Source organism: Paraburkholderia youngii, from assembly GCF_013366925.1.
In the GTDB taxonomy this organism is placed as follows: Bacteria; Pseudomonadota; Gammaproteobacteria; order Burkholderiales; family Burkholderiaceae; genus Paraburkholderia; species Paraburkholderia youngii.
Map to the genome: position 1 here is coordinate 950,579 of NZ_JAALDK010000001.1, position 18,519 is coordinate 969,097.

At 64.1% G+C, this 18,519-nt stretch carries 17 protein-coding genes; 9 read left to right on the plus strand and 8 right to left on the minus strand.

Annotation, left to right across the window (positions count from 1 at the left end; translation table 11 throughout):
* Positions 1–218: 218 nt before the first annotated feature.
* Both G5S42_RS04455 and kdgD read right to left on the minus strand, forming a co-directional pair.
* Positions 219–1,577: an MFS transporter gene (locus G5S42_RS04455; RefSeq protein WP_176105706.1), complete on the minus strand. Its 1,359-nt coding sequence runs from the start codon at positions 1,575–1,577 to the stop codon at positions 219–221.
* A 189-nt stretch (positions 1,578–1,766) separates the two neighbouring features.
* On the minus strand, positions 1,767–2,684 hold the full coding sequence (gene kdgD / locus G5S42_RS04460) for a 5-dehydro-4-deoxyglucarate dehydratase (protein ID WP_176105707.1): 918 nt from the start codon (positions 2,682–2,684) through the stop codon (positions 1,767–1,769).
* Between the two features lie 255 nt (positions 2,685–2,939).
* Here kdgD and garD point away from each other — a divergent pair, with 255 nt between their 5' ends.
* From garD to G5S42_RS04495, 7 genes are all read left to right on the plus strand, one after another.
* Positions 2,940–4,529, plus strand: coding sequence for a galactarate dehydratase (gene garD, locus G5S42_RS04465; RefSeq protein WP_176105708.1), 1,590 nt, complete (start codon positions 2,940–2,942; stop codon positions 4,527–4,529).
* 100 nt (positions 4,530–4,629) lie between these two features.
* On the plus strand, positions 4,630–5,481 hold the full coding sequence (locus G5S42_RS04470) for an NAD-dependent epimerase/dehydratase family protein (RefSeq protein WP_176105709.1): 852 nt from the start codon (positions 4,630–4,632) through the stop codon (positions 5,479–5,481).
* Complete coding sequence (locus G5S42_RS04475; RefSeq protein WP_176105710.1) at positions 5,481–6,410, plus strand: SMP-30/gluconolactonase/LRE family protein; 930 nt, start codon at positions 5,481–5,483, stop codon at positions 6,408–6,410. Before G5S42_RS04470 ends, G5S42_RS04475 begins: the two co-directional genes overlap by 1 nt.
* Before the next feature lie 610 nt (positions 6,411–7,020).
* Entirely contained in the window at positions 7,021–8,013 is a 993-nt protein-coding gene (locus G5S42_RS04480) for a TRAP transporter substrate-binding protein (protein ID WP_176105711.1), read from the plus strand.
* Positions 8,014–8,180: 167 nt separating this feature from the next.
* Complete coding sequence (locus G5S42_RS04485) at positions 8,181–8,690, plus strand: TRAP transporter small permease (RefSeq protein ID WP_176105712.1); 510 nt, start codon at positions 8,181–8,183, stop codon at positions 8,688–8,690.
* 13 nt (positions 8,691–8,703) lie between these two features.
* Complete coding sequence (locus tag G5S42_RS04490) at positions 8,704–10,056, plus strand: TRAP transporter large permease (RefSeq protein ID WP_176105713.1); 1,353 nt, start codon at positions 8,704–8,706, stop codon at positions 10,054–10,056.
* 78 nt (positions 10,057–10,134) lie between these two features.
* Positions 10,135–11,373, plus strand: coding sequence for a porin (locus G5S42_RS04495; protein ID WP_176105714.1), 1,239 nt, complete (start codon positions 10,135–10,137; stop codon positions 11,371–11,373).
* 165 nt (positions 11,374–11,538) lie between these two features.
* Here the strand turns inward: G5S42_RS04495 and G5S42_RS45100 are convergent, their stop codons facing one another.
* The 3 genes from G5S42_RS45100 to G5S42_RS04510 all read right to left on the minus strand — a co-directional run bounded on the left by G5S42_RS45100 (position 11,539) and on the right by G5S42_RS04510 (position 13,599).
* Positions 11,539–11,865, minus strand: a complete 327-nt coding sequence (locus tag G5S42_RS45100) for a 4-oxalocrotonate tautomerase (RefSeq protein WP_176105715.1) — start codon at positions 11,863–11,865, stop codon at positions 11,539–11,541.
* Positions 11,783–12,559, minus strand: a complete 777-nt coding sequence (locus G5S42_RS04505) for a class II aldolase/adducin family protein (protein ID WP_176105716.1) — start codon at positions 12,557–12,559, stop codon at positions 11,783–11,785. Before G5S42_RS04505 ends, G5S42_RS45100 begins: the two co-directional genes overlap by 83 nt.
* Before the next feature lie 167 nt (positions 12,560–12,726).
* The gene (locus tag G5S42_RS04510) at positions 12,727–13,599 is read right to left on the minus strand and encodes an urea transporter (protein ID WP_176110342.1); all 873 of its coding nucleotides are present in this window, start codon (positions 13,597–13,599) and stop codon (positions 12,727–12,729) included.
* Between the two features lie 187 nt (positions 13,600–13,786).
* On the opposite strand from G5S42_RS04510, the gene G5S42_RS04515 reads away from it, so the two are divergent.
* The gene (locus tag G5S42_RS04515; protein WP_176105717.1) at positions 13,787–14,341 is read left to right on the plus strand and encodes a putative glycolipid-binding domain-containing protein; all 555 of its coding nucleotides are present in this window, start codon (positions 13,787–13,789) and stop codon (positions 14,339–14,341) included.
* Between the two features lie 50 nt (positions 14,342–14,391).
* Here G5S42_RS04515 and G5S42_RS04520 read toward each other — a convergent pair whose 3' ends face one another.
* The 3 genes from G5S42_RS04520 to G5S42_RS04530 all read right to left on the minus strand — a co-directional run bounded on the left by G5S42_RS04520 (position 14,392) and on the right by G5S42_RS04530 (position 16,964).
* Positions 14,392–14,973, minus strand: coding sequence for a GNAT family N-acetyltransferase (locus G5S42_RS04520; RefSeq protein WP_176105718.1), 582 nt, complete (start codon positions 14,971–14,973; stop codon positions 14,392–14,394).
* Positions 14,974–15,049: 76 nt separating this feature from the next.
* Positions 15,050–15,958 (minus strand): sap1 transcriptional regulator SapR, encoded by a 909-nt coding sequence (sapR, locus tag G5S42_RS04525; RefSeq protein ID WP_176105719.1) that lies wholly within the window; start codon positions 15,956–15,958, stop codon positions 15,050–15,052.
* A 118-nt stretch (positions 15,959–16,076) separates the two neighbouring features.
* Positions 16,077–16,964 carry a DMT family transporter gene (locus tag G5S42_RS04530; RefSeq protein WP_176105720.1) on the minus strand — a complete coding sequence of 296 codons (888 nt, stop codon included), beginning with the start codon at positions 16,962–16,964 and terminating at the stop codon, positions 16,077–16,079.
* Between the two features lie 110 nt (positions 16,965–17,074).
* Here G5S42_RS04530 and G5S42_RS04535 point away from each other — a divergent pair, with 110 nt between their 5' ends.
* Positions 17,075–18,514, plus strand: coding sequence for an aminotransferase-like domain-containing protein (locus tag G5S42_RS04535; RefSeq protein ID WP_176105721.1), 1,440 nt, complete (start codon positions 17,075–17,077; stop codon positions 18,512–18,514).
* Positions 18,515–18,519 lie beyond the last annotated feature (5 nt).

An 18,519-nucleotide genomic window follows, 5' to 3' on the forward strand; every position in this document is an offset into this window, starting at 1 on the left:
CGCTCCTTGTTTGAAAAATCGCGGGGAATCCTGCATTTTTATTATATCGTCGTCTGACGACTGATTATATAAGCGCCGGATCGAATTCGGCGCGATTGTCACATATATCGGCGGATGCCTGAAGTTTGGCGCCTCGGTGCGCACGGCTCGCGCGAGGCGCCGGGCGTCCGCCGGCCGGAAGTACGATAACCGGAACGATAACTGAGCCTATAACTGGCTCACGCCGAGCGCAATTCGACTCGCCGGATGTCCTTGACGATCACCAGATAGCTGATCACCGTCATCAAGGCGTTCGCGCCGACGAACACGAGCGCGCCATTGAACGAGCCCGAGCGCGCGACCAGATAACCGATCACGATCGGCGTCACGATGCCGGCGATGTTGCCGAACATATTGAAGATCGCGCCGGACAGACCGAGCGCTTCCTTCGGCGCCGTATCGGCGACGACGGCCCAGCCGAGCGCGCCGATGCCCTTGCCGAAGAACGCGAGCGACATCAGCGCCACGACGATCCAGTCGGTCGACACGTAGTTGCAGCCGATGATGCAGGTCGACAGCAGCATGCCGCCGACGATCGGCGCCTTGCGCGCGACGGTCAATGACCAGCCGCGGCGGATCAACCCGTCCGACAGCACGCCGCCGAGCACGCCGCCGAGAAAGCCGCAGATCGCCGGCAGTGAGGCCACGAGTCCCGCCTTCAGGATCGTCATGCCACGCGCCTGCACGAGGTAGATCGGAAACCACGTCAGGAAGAAGTAGGTCAGCACGTTGATGCAGTACTGCGCGAGATAGACGCCGAGCAGCATGCGGTTACCGAGCAACTGACGCACGAGCGTCCAGCCGCCGGTCTTCGAGACGTCGTCCGGACCCGTCTTGCGCGCACCGCTGACGAGGCCGCCGCCTTGCTCGATGTACTCGAGCTCGGCGCGCGACACGCCCGGGTGATCGGCGGGATTCTTCATGACCCTCAGCCACGTCAGCGCGAGCAGCAGCCCGACCACGCCCATCACGACGTAGACCGTCTCCCAGCCGAACGCATGCGTGAGCCACGCCATCAGCGGCGTGAACACGACCGCGGCGAAGTATTGCGCGGCGTTGAAGATCGCCGATGCGGTGCCGCGCTCATTGGTCGGGAACCAGCTCGCGACCACCTTCGCGTTCGCCGGAAACGCCGGCGACTCCGCCGCGCCCATCACGAAGCGCAGCACGAACAGCGCGGTGATCGCCGCACCGGCGCTGCCGAGCAGGCCGACCGAGCTTTGCAGCAGCGTGAACAGCGACCACGAGAAGATGCTCGCCGCGTACACGCGGCGCGCGCCGAAACGGTCGAGCAGCCAGCCGGCCGGCAGTTGCGACAGCACGTAGGCCCAGCTGAATGCGGAAAAGATATAGCCCATGCGGATCGCGTCGAGGCTGAACGCGGTGCGCATCGCGGAACCGGTGACGGACAGCGTCGCGCGGTCGGCATAGTTGAGGGTGGTGATCACGAAGATCAGCGCCAGAATCCCGTAGCGGACCTTGGTGCGTGCCGCGCTAGAGGCGGCGTCGGTGGAACTGGCCGTGCGGCTCAAGTCCATGGGTCATCTCCTGTATCGTTGGGCGAGGTGTGGTCTCTGCGCCGGGCGGTCCGCAGACCACCTGCCTGTCGCGCAAATGCACGAACGCCCGGCAACGTTGCCGTGCCGGGCGTTCGCAACGGGGCCGTCTATGCAGCCCTCGTCGATGAGGCTCGCGAGCTTCTTCGCTCGAAGCCCGACGCCGGTGCGTTACTGCGGTCCGAGCTTCTTGATCAGCGCGTCGAGCTGTTCCAGTTCTTCGGGCGTCAGGTCGGTCAGCGGTGCGCGCACCGGACCTGCGTCGTGGCCGACCAGCTTCGCGCCAGCCTTGACGATGCTGACCGCATAGCCTGCGCGGCGGTTGCGGATCTTCAGGTACGGCAGGAAGAATTCGTCGATCAGCTTGCCGGTCGTTGCGTGGTCGTCAGCGGCGATCGCGCGGTAGAACTCCATCGCGGTCTTCGGGATGAAGTTGAACACCGCCGACGAGTACACCGGCACGCCCAGCGCCTTGTACGCGGCAGCGTAGACTTCTGCGGTCGGCAGGCCGCCGAGGTACGAGAAGCGCTCGCCGAGGCGGCGGCGGATCGTCACCATGTTTTCGATCTCGCCCACGCCGTCCTTGAAGCCGATCAGGTTCGGGCAACGGTCGGCCAGACGCTCGAGCATGTCGGCGTTGAGCTTCGAGTTCGCGCGGTTGTAAATGATCACGCCCATGCCCGGAACGGCCTTGCAGACCTCTTCGGCGTGCGCGGCGATACCGTCCTGGCTTGCTTCGGTCAGGTAGTGCGGCATCAGCAGGATGCCGTGCGCGCCGAGGCGCTGCGCTTCCTTCGCGTAGGCGATCGCCACGCGGGTCGGGCCGCCTGCGCCGGCGAGGATCGGTACCTTGCCTTTGCAGACTTCGACCGCGGTCTTGACGACTTGCGTGTAGTCGTCTTGCGTCAGCGAGAAGAATTCGCCCGTGCCGCCGGCGACGAACAGCGCCGAAGCGCCGTACGGAGCGAGCCATTCGAGGCGCTCTGCGTAAGTGTTGGCGCGGAAGTCGCCGTTAGCGTCGAAGTCGGTGACGGGGAAGGACAGGAGGCCTTCCGAAACGATCTGCTTGAGTTCCTGCGGTGTCGTCATGATCTAAATATCCCGGCGTCGGATGGGGTCGTTAGTAGGATCCAACTAGTACGACAGACGTCGTACTAGTAGAAAATCTTGGAAAACAGATTTCTTATACGTCATCGTACAACAACGAATCTCGTAACTCAACGGGGTGTTAGCGGCATAATGCTGTCCATAGGGTAAATACGGAACATCCGAGCAAACTTTAGCGTTGTAGGATGACGTATGATTGCTGGCGAAGCAGGCCTATCACGCCTCAAGGATTGATCAATGGAACAAACTCCGCTCTACATCCGCGTTCATCCCAATGACAATGTCGCGATCGTCGTCAACGACGGCGGTTTGGGCGAGGGCGCGGTATTTGCCGATGGGCTCAGGCTGCGCGAGCGTGTGCCGCAGGGCCACAAGGTCGCGCTGGCCGATCTCGCCGAAGGCGACGAGGTCATCCGCTACAACGTCGTGATCGGTTATGCGCTGAAGCCGCTGCCGAAGGGCAGCTGGATCAACGAGCACGTGATCCGCATGCCGAGCCCGCCCGGACTCGAAGACCTGCCGATCGCCACGACCAGGGCGCCGGACATGCCGCCGCTCGAAGGCTACACGTTCGAGGGCTACCGTAACTCGGACGGCTCGGTGGGCACGCGCAACATCCTCGCGATCACGACCACCGTGCAGTGCGTCGCCGACGTCGTGCAACACGCGGTCACGCGCATCAAGGCCGAGCTACTGCCGAAATATCCGAATGTCGACGATGTCGTGAGCCTCGGCCACACCTACGGCTGCGGCGTCGCGATCGACGCGCCCGACGCGATGGTGCCGATCCGCACCGTGCGCAACATCGCGCTGAACCCGAACTTCGGCGGCGAAGTGATGATGGTGAGCCTCGGCTGCGAGAAGCTGCAGCCCGAGCGTCTGATGCCGCCGGGTACGATCCCGATCGCCGCGGCAGCGGTGGTCGACGACGTCGCCGACATCGGCGATGTCGCGCTGGACCAGAACGGCGACGTCGTGGTGCTGCAGGACGAATCGCACGTCGGCTTCCAGTCGATGATCACGTCGATCATGAGGATGGCCGAAGGGCATCTGAAGCGCCTGAACAACCGTCGTCGCGAAACCTGTCCGGCGTCGGATCTGGTGATCGGCGTGCAGTGCGGCGGCAGCGACGCGTTCTCGGGCCTGACCGCGAACCCGGCCGTCGGCTTCGCGACCGACCTGCTGGTGCGCGCCGGGGCGACCGTGATGTTCTCGGAAGTCACCGAAGTGCGCGACGGCGTCGATCAGCTGACCGCGCGCGCGGCCAACGCGGAGGTCGCGGCGGCGATCATTCGCGAGATGCAGTGGTACGACGATTACCTGAAGCGCGGCGGCGCGGACCGCAGTGCGAACACGACGCCCGGCAACAAGAAGGGCGGCCTGTCGAACATCGTCGAAAAGGCGATGGGCTCGATCATCAAGTCGGGCAACTCGGCGATCTCCGGCGTGCTGTCGCCCGGTGAGAAGGTCAATCAGAAGGGCCTGATCTATGCTGCGACGCCGGCCAGCGACTTCATCTGCGGCACGCTGCAGGTTGCGTCGGGCATCACGCTGCACGTGTTCACGACCGGCCGCGGCACGCCGTACAGCCTCGCCGAAGTGCCGGTCATCAAGGTGGCGACGCGTTCGGACCTCGCGCGTCGCTGGCATGATCTGATGGACATCAACGCCGGCACGATCGCGACCGGCCAGTCCAGCATCGAAGAGGTGGGCTGGGAGCTGTTCCGCCTGATGCTCGATGTCGCGAGCGGCCGCAAGGAAACCTGCGCGGAGAAGCTCGGGCTGCACAATGCGTTGACCCTCTTCAACCCGGCGCCGGTGACCTGATCAGGCAACCCGCACCATCTAATCTCAGGCGAGCGCCGGTCCAACCGGCGCTCGCTTTTCCGTTCAGAAGACCCGATCGCAATCACAACAGCAAAGAGACATGACCGATTTGAACGTTGACCGCTCCGCGGCAAAGAAACCCTTCCACCGTCTGCTGCTCACTGGCGCCGCGGGCAACCTCGGCAAGCAACTGCGTCCCGCTCTCGCGCAGTGGGCCGACATCGTGCGCGTATCCGATATCGCGCCGCTCGGCGAAGTCGCCGCGCACGAGGAAGCCGCCGTCGTCGATCTCGCCGATGCAGCGGCCGTGCACGCGCTGCTCGAAGGCGTGGACGCGGTGGTGCATCTCGGCGGCATTTCCGTCGAAGCGCCGTTCGAAGACATCCTCGAAGCGAATATCCGCGGCCTGTACAACGTGTACTCGTCGGCGCAAAAGCACGGCGTGAAGCGCATCGTCTACGCGAGCTCGAATCACGCGGTGGGTTTCCATCCGGTGACGTCGGTGCTCGGCACCGACGCGCCGCTGCGTCCGGACGGCATGTATGGCGTGTCGAAGTGCTTCGGCGAATCGCTGTCGCGCTACTACTTCGACCGCTTCGGCCTCGAAACCGTGTGTCTGCGGATCGGCTCGTCGTTCGAGCAGCCGAAGACCGCGCGCATGCTCGTCACGTATCTGAGCTACCGCGACTTCATCGAGCTCGTGCGCTGCTCGCTGTTCACGAACCGCGTCGGCCACGCGATCGTCTACGGCGTGTCGAACAACCGCACCGCGTGGGTCGACAACACGAACGCCGCGTTCCTCGGCTACCGTCCGCAAGACAGCTCGGCGCAGTTCGAACACCTGTTTCCGCCGAGCGCCCCCGACACGCGCTTCGACGACCCGACCCAGCTGTACCAGGGCGGCCCGTTCGTGCTCGCCGGTCCGATGGAGCCGAAGCGGGAGCCTAAATAATGAGCGCGAATCCGCAAGTGGAACGCTTCGAAGCGGCCGGTCCGTTGCCCGCGGCCACCGGTGAAAGCCCGGTCTGGCGCGCGGCCGAGCAGGCATTGTACTGGGTCGATATTCCGGCGAGGAAAATCGTGCGCGGCTCGCTCGAAACTGGCAAGCGCACCGAATGGCAACTGCCGGAGCAGGTTGCCTGTATCGCGTTCGATCACGCTGGCGCCGTGCTCGCCGGCTGCGAGACCGGCTTGTTCGCGGTCGCGCTCGCCGACGCGTCGAATGCGCCGGGCGGCGAGCCGCTGACAGCGTCGCTGCGCAAGCTCGCGGCGCCTGAATTCCCGCATGGCGGCATGCGTTTCAACGACGGCCGTTGCGATAGGCAAGGGCGCTTCTGGGCCGGCACCATGGTGATGGACATGGCGGCGGCGATCCCGGGCGGCGCGCTGTACTGCTTCGATGAGAAGGGCGTGCTGTCGGCCCCGGTCGTCGATTCGCTGATCACGCAGAACGGCCTCGGCTGGTCGCCGGACGGTACGACGATGTATCTGTCGGACTCGCATCCGCTGCGCCGGCTGATCTGGGCGTTCGACTACGACGTCGACACCGGCGAGCCGCGCAACCGCCGCGTGTTCGCCGATCTGCATCACTATTCGGGCCGTCCGGACGGCGCGGCGGTCGATGCGGACGGCTGCTACTGGATTTGCGCGAACGACGCCGGTCTGCTGCTGCGTTTCACGCCGCAGGGCAAGCTCGACCGGCAGATTCCGGTGCCGGCCATCAAGCCCGCGATGTGCGCGTTCGGCGGCCGCGATCTGGATACGCTGTTCGTCACGTCGATCCGCCCGGCCAACGGCGCGAGCGAGCACGACGGCCATGTGTTCGCGCTGCGGCCTGGCGTGAGCGGGCTGCCTGAGCCCGAATTCGCGGGCCAACTGTAATCTTGCTTACATGAGACATGCGCCGGGACGAAGTTTTTCTCCCGGCGTTTTCATTTTCGGGGTCGTTCGTGTGGCCCTTTATTCGTCACTCGTCATACAACATTTGGCGCAGGACCATGTTCCCGCATCTTTGTTCGGCAAAAATACAACAATTCCGGAGACCCATGCCAATTCGCTCTCATTCAGCGCCAGACGGCGCGGGGCTTGGCGGCGTGCGATGCCGGTCATAGGTGTCGGCGCTTTTCCTGATGCGGGTAAATACCCTCTGTACAAGTTAAAACCCCTTTTATAGACTTCATATGTCGTCGTACAACATATAAGTCCCAACAAACGGCTTTCTGTGTTTGTGTGACAAGTGCAATTCGGTAGGTTTTCAGGTCGGTTGTGCGGCTGTGGTCGATGCCGCATGCATGTCGGAAGCCGGCCGGCATGATTGAAGTAAGTAGTCGAGCTATCGACTGGAGTGCTGGGTCAACTGTGCCGGGGAAGTTGCACAGCCAGTACGGCCAGCGCCCGCACCTGCGAAGGCGGCGGGCGCGAAGCCGGAGACGCGTCAAAACCATGTCACATCCGCTGTCGCTGGGATGGTCTTTTTTCAAGGAATGTCACGATGAACAAGAAGTTTGCCTCTTCCCGTGTTTCGATGATCGTCGCAGCCGCGGCGTTGGCGTTCAGCACGATGTCGGCTGAAGCACGCGTGTTCCGCGTTGCCGATGTGCACGGCGACACCTTCCCGACCAACATGGCCGTGAAGTACATGGGCGAGCAGATCAGCAAGGCGACCGACGGCAAGGACTCCGTGAAGGTGTTCGGCAACAGCGCGCTCGGCTCGGAAAACGACACGATCGACCAGGTTCGTATCGGTGCGCTCGACATGACGCGCGCGAACGGTGCTGCGTTCAACGAAATCGTGCCGGAATCGATGATCCCGTCGCTGCCGTTCCTGTTCCGCGACGTCGATCATTTCCGCAAGGTCATGTACGGTCCGGAAGGCCAGAAGATCCTCGACGCGTTCACCGCGAAGGGCATGATCGCGCTGACGTTCTACGAGAGCGGCGCACGCTCGATGTACGCGAAGAAGGCGATCAAGTCGCCGGCAGACATGAAGGGCCTGAAGGTTCGCGTGCAGCCGTCCGACCTGATGGTCGACGAAATCAAGGCAATGGGCGGCACGCCGACGCCGATGCCGTTCTCGGAAGTCTATACGGGCCTGAAGACCGGCCTCGTCGACGGCGCCGAAAACAACATCCCGTCGTACGAAGAAACCAAGCACTTCGAAGTCGCTCAGGTCTACTCGGAAACCCAGCATTCGATGACCCCCGAAGTGCTGGTGTTCTCGAAGAAGGTGTGGGACACGCTGTCGCCGCAAGAGCAGCAGATCATCAAGAAGGCCGCGGCTGACTCGGTGCCGTACTACCAGAAGCTGTGGACCGCGCGTGAAGCCGACGCGCAGAAGACCGTCACGAAGGGCGGCGCAACGGTGGTCGCGGCTTCGCAGATCGACCGTGCGGCTTTCGTGAAGGTGATGCAGCCTGTGTGGACGAAGTACGAAAAGACCCCGCAGATGAAGCAGATCGTCGACGAGATCCAGGCAATCAAGTAAGTCTCGCGTCCCGGGCGCAATCAGCAATAGCAACGTTTGTCGCAGCAGCGGCGTGAATGGTCCGCGAGGAAACTCGCGAGACATTCCGCCGCGCTGTTTCGCGTGCGCGGATCGCGTCGGGACGGCTGAATTTCAAGCACAGGTCGGACGTAAGCAAGGACAGGGTCATGAGTTTCCTGAAACGCCCAAATGATTTTCTTTTTCGCGTGCTGCTGGTCGTGGCGTCGGTTAGCCTCGCCGCACTTTGCCTGCTCGTGATTTATAGCGTGGTGATGCGCTACGTGTTTAGCGACGCACCCGATTACGTTGAGCCCATCGCATTGTTGCTAGTGATCCTGATCGCGATGTTCGGCGCCGCACTGAAGGTTCGCGAGGGCGGTCACATCGGACTCGACTCGCTCGTCAAGAAATTGCCCGAGAAGGGCCAGGTGATCGCGAAAGGGATTCAGCACCTCTGCCTGATTGCTTTCGCGGTGGCCGTTTTCGTCGGTTGCTTCGAGATGGCCGAAACCACGATGGGCGACCGCATTCCGATCATTGGCGTGCCGGAAGGCGTGCGCTACTGCATCCCGATCTTCGCGAGCGTGTGCATCGCGTTGTTCTCGATCGAGCATCTGCTCGAGCTCTTTGCCGGGAAACGGGAAGAGCCAGCGCTCGAACTCTCCGCCACGGAATAAAAGTAGAGCCATCATGGAACTTGCCCTCCTTACCGTCAGTTTTCTGGTTTTCCTCTTTCTAGGGGTTCCGGTTTCATTCGCGCTGGGCCTGTCCTGCGTCCTGACGTATCTGTTCGAAGGTCTGCCGACCGCAACCGCGATGCAGTCGATGATCTCCGGCATGAACGGTTTCTCGTTCCTCGCGGTGCCGTTCTTCATCTTCTCCGGCGAGCTGATGCTCCACGGCGGCATCGCCGACCGCATCCTGCGCTTCGCGCAGGCCACGGTCGGCCATTTCCGCGGCGGCCTCGGCATGGCCAACGTGGTCGCCTGTACGCTGTTCGGCGGCGTGTCGGGTTCGCCGACCGCGGATACGTCGGCAATGGGCGGCGTGGTGATCCCGCTGATGAAGCGCGAAGGCTATAGCGCCGCCTACGCGGTCAACGTGACCACGCACTCGTCGCTCGCCGGCGCACTGATGCCGACGTCGACCAACATGATCATCTACGCGTTCGCGGCGCAAGGCGTGAGCGGCGTGCTGAACGGCAAGCAGATGAGCGGCGTGTCGATCGGCGATCTGCTGTTCTCGGGTCTGTTGCCGGTGCTTTGGGTGATGGGCCTCGTGCTGATCGCCGCTTACTGGCAGGCCGTCAAGTTCGGCTATCCGCGCCGTCCCGACGGTTCGACCCAATTGCAGCGTTTCCCGGGCTGGATGGCGGTGCTGCGTACGTTCATCGGCGCGGTGCCGGGTCTGATGGTCATCGCGATCATTCTGTTCTGCGTGGCGCGCGGTATCGCCACTGCGACAGAGGCGGCCGCGATCGCCGTGGGTTATTCGCTGATATTGACCATCGTCGTGTATCGCACGCTGACGCTGAAGAAGCTCGGCCATGCGCTCGGCAAGGCCGCGAAAACGACCGGCGTGGTGCTGCTGCTGATCGGCGTGTCGAACATGCTGCGCTTCCAGATGGCCTATCTGGAGATCCCGGACGCGATCGAACGCATGCTCGACGGCGCGACCTCGCTGCCGTGGCTGATGTTGTTGTACATCAACGTGATTCAGGTGTTCCTCGGTACGTTCGTCGACATGGCGGCGCACATCCTGATCACGACCCCGCTGTTCCTGCCGATGGCGATGCACAACGGCGTGGGCCCGGTTCAGTTCGGCATCATGATCCTGCTGAACTGCGCATTGGGTCTCGTGCATCCGCCGATTGGCTCGGTGCAGTTCATTGGTTGCGCAATTGGCAATGTGTCGATAGGGGAAACTACTAAGGTGGCGTGGCCGTATTACCTCGCTATCTTCTCGGCCATCAATATTGTCACTTACGTACCGTGGTTCTCGACGTGGTTGCCGAGCGTCATCAACGGTCATCCGGTGTTCTGATTCAAATAAAACGTCTTACCCACACTCTGCGGCGCTTGCATAGCGCTGCTTCAAAAAGTTTTTAACAGAGGAGTAGAAATGAAAAAGACTCTCGTGGCTTCGGCAGTGGCGTTGGTCGCGCTTGGTGCACATGCTCAAAGCAGCGTGACGCTCTACGGTATTGTCGATGCTGGGTTGGGCTGGCAGAACAGCTCGACGTCGTTGAGCGCACTGGGATCGTCGAAGCCCTCGCCCGGTGGTGCTTCGAAAGTCCAAATGATCAACGGCGTCTGGGCTGGTAGCCGTTTCGGCCTGAAGGGCTCGGAAGATCTGGGCGGCGGCACGAAGGCAATTTTCCAGTTGGAACAAGGCTTTAACAGCGCAACCGGCGCGCAAGGCGTGTCGGGTCTGGCATTCAACCGCCAGGCATGGGTGGGTATGACGAACGGCCAGTTCGGTACGCTGACGGCCGGCCGCCAGTACACCTCGTACTACACGCTGCTGTCGCCGTATAGCCCGACCACGTGGCTGACCGGTTTTTACGGCGCGCACCCGGGTGATATCGACTCGCTGGATACGCTGTACCGCTCGAACAACTCGCTGGTCTATACGTCGCCGAGCTTTGGCGGCCTGACGGTCAGCGGTTCGTACTCGCTGGGCGGCAATGCAGGCAGCTTCGCCGCTGGCCAGGTTTGGAGCGTGGCAGCACAGTACCTGAACGGCCCGGTCGGCATCGCAGCAGGTATCCAGCGTATCGACAATGCGGGCATCTTCACCCCCGCCACCGCCACGGCCGCAGCCAGCACGAACTGGAATTCGGCGATGTCGAACAACGGCGCACAGCCGGCGGTCTCGGCAATCAACAACGGCTTCCAGACTGCAGCGAAGCAGCAGCGCGTCGCAGTGACGGGCGGCTACGCGTTCACCTCGGCGTTGGACGTTTCGTTCGCATACTCGAACGTTCAATACGCTGCGGGTTCGGGCTCGTTGTTCCACGGCACCCAAATCTGGAACACGGGTGGCGCAGTGCTGCACTGGAAGCCGATCTCGGTGCTGGACCTGGCCGCTGGCTATAGCTACACCCGTGCAACGTCGTCGAACGGCATTTCGGACACGGCTAGCTACAACCAGTTCAACCTGTCGCAGTACTACACCCTGTCCAAGCGCACCGGTCTGTACGCGCTGGAAGCCTATCAGCGTGCTAACGGCAAGACGCTGGCAGGCGACGGCAAGACGATCATCAACGCACAAGCAAGCATTGGTGACGGTCAGAACAGCGCGCCGGCATCGTCGCGCAGCCAGGTCGCTGTCGGCGTTGGTATCATCCACAAGTTCTAAACAGTTACTGAATACGTGGCGGCACGTTGTTTTGCCGCCACATCGACGCGATTTTTTTCGCGTTGTAAGCCTCGAAAGCTGCGCACCTCACGTGCGCAGCTTTTTTTTTCGATGCCTCGTTTTATGCATCGAAGCGCTGGTCTCGCCAGCGCTTTTCCGGGTCGATCAGGCCTCCGACCACAAACGCCCACCCGTCGCCCAGTTTTCGCGCTTCACGTCGGTCAGGATGATGTCGACCGAGTTCGGCTCGACGCCGAGCGATTCGCAGGTGGCTTTCGTGATCGCTTCGACGAACTGGCGTTTCTGTTCCAGCGTACGGCCTTCGAAGAGTTCGATATGAAACGTGGGCATGACGTTGCTCCGTGGGGTTGAGAGTTGGGACTGGAATGAAGCGGACCGGCTCGGGCGTTCAGGCGCGATAGCCGCGATCGAGTCGATCGAGCTTGCGCAGCAGCGCGGGCCATTCGAGCGCGCCTTCGATCGCGCCGCCATCGTAGAGCTGCTCCGCCGTGCGTGCGGCGACCGCGTCGCTCGGCACCACCAGCGGCGCGCCGCAGCTTTGCGCCTGGATCTGGATTTCACAGGCTTTCAACAGCGTCGCCATCAGCACATAAGCTTCGGCAACCGTGCGTCCGAGCGTCAGCGTGCCGTGATTGCGCAACAGCATCGCGGGATGATCGGCGAGATGCGCGACGAGGCGCTCGCCTTCGGCCGGCGTGAACGCGAGGCCTTCGTAGTCGTGATATGCAAGCTGGCCGTAAAAGCGCAGCGCGTGCTGCGACGCCGGCAGCAATCCTTCCGGCTGCGCGGACACGGCCACGCCCGCGGTGTTATGCAGATGCATCACACAGAACGCGTCGTCGCGCGCGGCATGCACGGCGGCGTGCAGCGCGAAGCCGGTGGCGTTCACCGGATGTTCGCTGGCGCCGACGATATTGCCCGCGATGTCGATTTTCACGAGATTCGACGCGCATACCTCATCGAACGCGAGGCCGAACGGATTGATCAGGAAGTGGCCCGGTTCGCCGGGCACGCTTGCGGAAATGTGTGTGTAGATCAGATCGTCCCAACCGTTGAGCGCGGCGAGACGATAAGCGGCGGCCAGATCGATGCGGGTTTGCTGTTCCGCTTCCGACAGCGGACCGGTCTCGGCGATGCGGCCGGCGGGTGAGTGGGCGAACGACATATCTGTCTCCTGTCGGCTGGAGTGAGTGTTTCAGCACTGACTCCGGCGCCATGCGATTGATCGCCGACGCAAGAAGGTTGCTGAATGCGAGGCCGCGCGACGCGGGAACCGGCTTGGGATGCTACCGCACAATGCCGTGCGGGTGGCGACAGCGCACGACCCATCCGTTACGCGCTGCGGCGCCCGAGCGACTGCATGCTCCACGTTGCGAGCACGAACGGCGCGGTCATCGTAAGCCAACCGCAATGCAGCGCGGCCGCTTGCAACAGCACCGACATCGCGATGCCGCCGAGTGTCGCCGCGTAGCCCGAGTCGGCTAGCGCGAGCGCGGTCAGCGCCCCGTTGAACCCCCACAGGCCGGCGTCGAATGAAGCAACGCTCGGGCCGAGCAACAGGTGTGCCGCGCTCGCCAATGTCGCGCCGCCCAGCGCATAGAGCGCGTGTTTGGGCGAGGCGGCGGCAATCCCGAGCAGCACCAGCACACCCGCTGGCGCGCCCGACGCGAAGCCGGTCTGCGCAACGCCCGCGAGCACGCCGCTGACGAACCGCATCGCGTCGAGCGGATGAGCGGCGTCGGGACCCGCCGACAAGGAACGGCTCGCGATCAGCGGCAACCATAGCCACGTGACGATCAGGCACGGACTCGACAGATAACCGAGCCCACGCACACGCAACCAGCGCGACCACGGTCGCAGCAGCCATGCGGTGGCCGTCGCCGCAAGAATCGCGACGGCCGACGCGCGCGCCGGATCGCCGATGAAGCTGAACGCGGCGAGGCCCGCGAGCGCACCGTTGAAGCCGGGCAGGCCAGCACGCAGGTCGGCGTCAGCCGAACCGGCGAGCATCGCGCTGACGTTGGCCGCGATCGCGCCGAGCAGCGCGGCGCACACGAGACGCGGCTCGCTGAGAAGCCACGCGCCGAGCATGCACACGCCGGTCGCGGCGTTCGATTGCAGCACGATCTGGCCGAGGCTGCGCAGCAGCGTGCGCAGCGGGGCGCTGGGCGAGGAAGAGGGGGCATCGGTCGCGGCGGCGTGCATCGGCGGCGGGTTCGGAGTCACGACAAACCGCGAGCATAGTCGAGCGGCCAACACTCAGGCATCCCGCGCGTTGATACTGGCTATTTGCCGGCCGTAAGCGCCTGGGTCGGGATTGACTCGCGCGCGCACTTTCGCGCTACGATGAAAGGCCGGCGCGCCCACTGCGCCGTTTCGTGAGGAGACGCCGATGCGTGAATTACGATGGGCCTCGGAAGAGGGCGACGGCATCGAACATCTGGTATTCGATGCGCGCGACGACGGCTTCGCCGTGGAAAGCGTCGTGATCGGGCAGCGCTATGGCAAGGCGTACGGGCTGCATTACACGGTGCGCTGCGACGCGCGTTGGCGCACGCGCTATGCGCACCTGAAGATCGTCGGCGGCGGCGAGCTGGAATTGCATGGCGATGGCGAAGGCCATTGGCACGACGGGCACGGCCTCGCGCTGAGTGCGATCGAGGGCTGCATCGATATCGATATCGCCGCGACGCCGTACACCAATACGTTGCCGATCCGCCGGCTGCAACTGGCCGAGGGCGAACGTCAACCGATCGAAGTCGCGTACATCTCGACGCCGGACTTGCAGGTTACGCGCGCCGAGCAGGCATACACGTGCATCGAGTTGAATGGCGAGTACCGCTACGAAGGCATTTTTCGCGAGTTCACCGCCAATATGCGCGTGGATAGCGATGGCCTCGTGATCGACTATCCGACCTTGTTCGCGCGTTTGCCGCGCGCGCGTTAGGTTTAGCCTTCGGCGTCGCGGTTGCTACGCCGCGCCGTGCGCGCGGCGGACTACCCGTGCGTGCCGCCTGCCGCGTTTGAAACGTCGTCGGGCCCGGTCGATGCGCCGCGGCCGAGCGTGCGTTGCATCAGTGTCGTGTCGAGCCAGCGGCCGTGCTTGTAGCCGACCGCCTTCAACGTGCCGGTCAGCTCGAAGCCGAGCTGCGTATGCAATGAGAGCGAGCCGCCGCTGCCGCCATCGGCGATCACCGCGATCATCTGACGCCACGGTCCGGTCTCGCAACGATCGATCAGCGCCTGCAGCAGCAAGCGTCCGATGCCGCGTCCGCGATATGCGTCGTTCACGTAGATCGAGTCTTCGATCGTGTTGCGATAGGCGGCGCGCGGGCGATACGGCGTCGCATAGCAATAGCCGGCGACCTCGCCGTCGATCTCCGCGACCATATACGGCAGTCCGTGGCTGCGCACGCTTGCGAGCCGCGTGCGCAGGTCGTCGACGGACGGCGGGGTTTCTTCGAACGACGCGACACCGGTCAGCACGTGATGCGCATAGATCGCCTGAATCGCGGGGAGGTCGGCTTCGGTGGCGTCGCGGATCAGCGGGGCGTCGAGCGGAGGGCGGGGTGAACTCATGCGTGGTCCGGTCGTGGCAGGCTCAGTTTGGTGGAAGCCTTCACTATGCCTGTGGCCGGCGCGGATTTGAAGCGGGTCAAAGATCGAATTGGTCGAACTCGCTCTGCAACTCGCGATTGCGCGCCACGCGTTCGTCGATAGCCGGTCCGCGCCGTTCGACGACCGCCGAGATCAGCAGGTTGAACAGGCACGTCAGCGGCGCGAGCGAATCCCAGAACTGACCGACGTCGGTCTTCACCTGCAGCAGGTCGCCGTCGAAATCGCGCGCCCACGGACAGTAGATATCGGTGACGAGCGCGAACGGCAGACCGCGTTGCGAGGCCGCCTGGCAATAGCGTCGCGCGATCGTCGAATAGGCGCGCGTGTCGGTGACGATCAGATACGGCGTGCTGAACTCCGAGTTCAACGAATCGACGTAGGAACCCGACATGCCATCCGAATAGAACACGCGCGGGCGGATGTATTCGAGGTAGCTGTAAAACGCATTGCTGATACCGCGCGTCGACTGGATGCCGAGGATATAGATCGCATCGGCGTTCGCGATGCGCTCGGCGACGCGCGCGAAGGCCGGCGAGCGCGCGAGTTCGTATACGTGCTGGATCGCGCCGATCTCGAGTTCGAGCGATTGGGCGAGCGCCGCGTCGCGCGGCGAAGCGCCGTCAGCGACGCCCGGTTCATGCGGCTCACGGATTTGGGTGCTGTCGCTCGGTCCACGGCGGAACGCGTCGAGCCGGTCCGTAATCAGCCAGGGCCGCTGCTGCGTGCCGCGCAGCTCGCGTTTCAGATCGTCGAGATTGCGATAGCCGACGCTGCGCAGAAAGCGGCCGACCGAAATGCCGCTGGTGCCGGCTTGCTGCGCGATCTGGTCGGCGGTCTCGAGGCCGAGCCGGTCGAGGTTCGCGAGCATGTAGCTGGCGACGCGTTTCGATGTCGGCGTGAGTTCGGCAAAACGGGCTTCGACGGTTTGGGCAAAAGCGGTCGTCATCGTCAGTCGCGGCGCAAGGCGCTGGTTGTGCCAATCTGCGAAATGATGACATATCGACCCACGACTCGCGCAATTCGATCGTGAAAAAGACTGCTCGCCGTGCGCTGGTCGAGCCGCGTCAGGCCGCCCGCCGCGCCGGCGCCGCGCGCGAAAAATGCCGAGCGCCCGCCACGCAGGCGACCACGATCACGGTGACGATGATCATCGACGGCGGGACCTGTTCGTGCAGCAGCACGCCGGCGAGCAGAAGCCCGAAAAACGGCTGCAGCAACTGCAGTTGACCAACCGCCGCGATACCGCCGAGCGCGAGTCCGCGGTACCAGAACACGAAGCCGATCAGCATGCTGAACAGCGACACATACGCGAGTCCCCACAGCGCGGCGGCGCCGACACCATCGAACGACACGGGGCGCGTCCACCAGGCGAGCGGCAGCATCAATGGCAGCGACAACACGAGCGCCCACGAAATCACCTGCCAGCCGCCGAGGTGACGCGACAGCCGCGCGCCTTCCGCGTAGCCCAGCCCGCACACGATGATCGCCGCGAGCATCAGCGCGTCGCCGAGCGGCGACGCGCTGATGCCGTGCCGCAACGCGAACGCGGCCACCGCCGCGCTGCCGAGCGCCGAGAACAGCCAGAACGCCGGCTGCGGCCGCTCGCCGCCGCGCAGCACGCCGAAGATCGCGGTGGCGAGCGGCAGCAAACCGATGAACACGACCGCATGCGCAGCGCTCACATGCCGCAGCGCCAGCGCGGTCAGCAACGGAAAGCCGACCACGACGCCGAGCGCGACCACCACGAGCGGCAGCAGATCGCGGCGCTGCGGCCGCGTCTCACGGAACACCAGCAACAATAGAAGACCGAGAACGCCCGCGATCGTCGCGCGCGCCACGGTCAGAAACACCGGATCGAGTCCCTGCACGGCAAGCCGCGTGGCCGGCAGCGAGCCGCTGAAAATCAGCACGCCTGCGAAACCGCTGAGCCAGCCGTTGGTGGTCTTGTCCATTACGTACATCCCTGCGCTCAAAGAGTCACATGATGCGCGCCGCCGCCGTAAACGTTAAGCTACAGATCAGTACAGTTCGCACAAACTGTACCGAACATGGAGCAGTACAGATGGCGGGAACCGACAACAACGAGACGGTGCCGGGCACGCGCGTCGGCCTCGTGATGGACAATCTGCGCGAGCGCATCGCGAGCCGCTCGCTGATGCCGGGCGCGCGCGTGCCGTCGATTCGCGCGATGACCGACACGCTCGGCGTGTCGAAATCGACCGTGGTGGAAGCCTACGACCGGCTCGTCGCGGAAGGGGTGATCGTCGCGCGGCGCGGCTCAGGGTTCTTCGTGTCGGGCCATGCGCCGCCGCTCGCGCTCGCCGATCTCGGCCCCCGGCTCGATCGCGAGGTCGATCCGCTGTGGCTCACGCGGCAGTCGCTGGAGACCGGCTCGAAAGCGCTGAAGCCAGGCTGCGGCTGGATGCCGGCTTCGTGGCTGCCGGAAGATGGCGTGCGGCGCGCGCTGCGTGCGGTCGCCCGTGATCCGCAGTCACTGCTCGCCGACTACGCGAGCCCGGCCGGCTTGCCGGCGCTGCGTCAGCAGCTTGCGTGGCGGCTCTCCGCGCACGGCGTCGATGCGCCGCCCGAGCAGATCCTGCTGACCGACGGCGGCACCCATGCGCTCGATCTCGTGTGCCGCTTCCTGCTCGAACCGGGCGACACGGTGTTGATCGACGATCCGTGCTACTTCAATTTTCAGGCGCTGCTGCGCGCGCATCGCGTGCGGATTGCGAGCGTGCCGTACACGCCGCAGGGACCGGATCTCGCGGCGTTCGAGCGCGTTCTGGTCGAGCAGCGTCCGCGGCTCTACGTGACGAACTCGGCGATCCACAACCCGACCGGCGCGACGCTCGCGCCAGCCGTCGCGCACAGGCTGCTGAAGCTCGCCGGCGAGCACGATCTGCTGATCGTCGAGGACGACATCTTCGCGGACTTCGAAGACGAACCTGCGCCGCGACTCGCCGCGTTCGACGGGCTCTCTCGCGTCGTGTCGATCGGCAGCTTTTCGAAGACGCTGTCGGCGGCGGTGCGCTGCGGCTATATCGCCGCGCGGGCCGAATGGGTCGAACCGCTGATCGATCTGAAGCTCGCGACGTCGTTCGGCAACGGCCAACTCTCGGCGAGCGTCGTGCATCGGATGCTGGTCGACGGTACCTATCGGCGTCATCTCGAGGCGATGCGCGCGAAGCTGGCCGATGCGATGGGAGAGACCATCAGGCGACTCGGCTATGCGGGCCTCGATATCTGGACACGGCCGCGCGCGGGCCTGTTCGTGTGGGCGCGCTTGCCCGAGGCGCTCGATGCCGCCGACATCGCCCGTCATGCGTTGACGGCGGGCGTCGTGCTCGCGCCGGGCAACGTGTTCAGCGCGTCGCAGGCGGCGGCGGGCTTTCTGCGTTTCAACGTGTCGCAATGCAATCGCCCGAAGGTGTACGAGGCGTTGCAACGGGCGATGGATGCGTGCGCGGTGTCGGCCGACGCGGGGCCCGAGCGCGTCTGAAACGA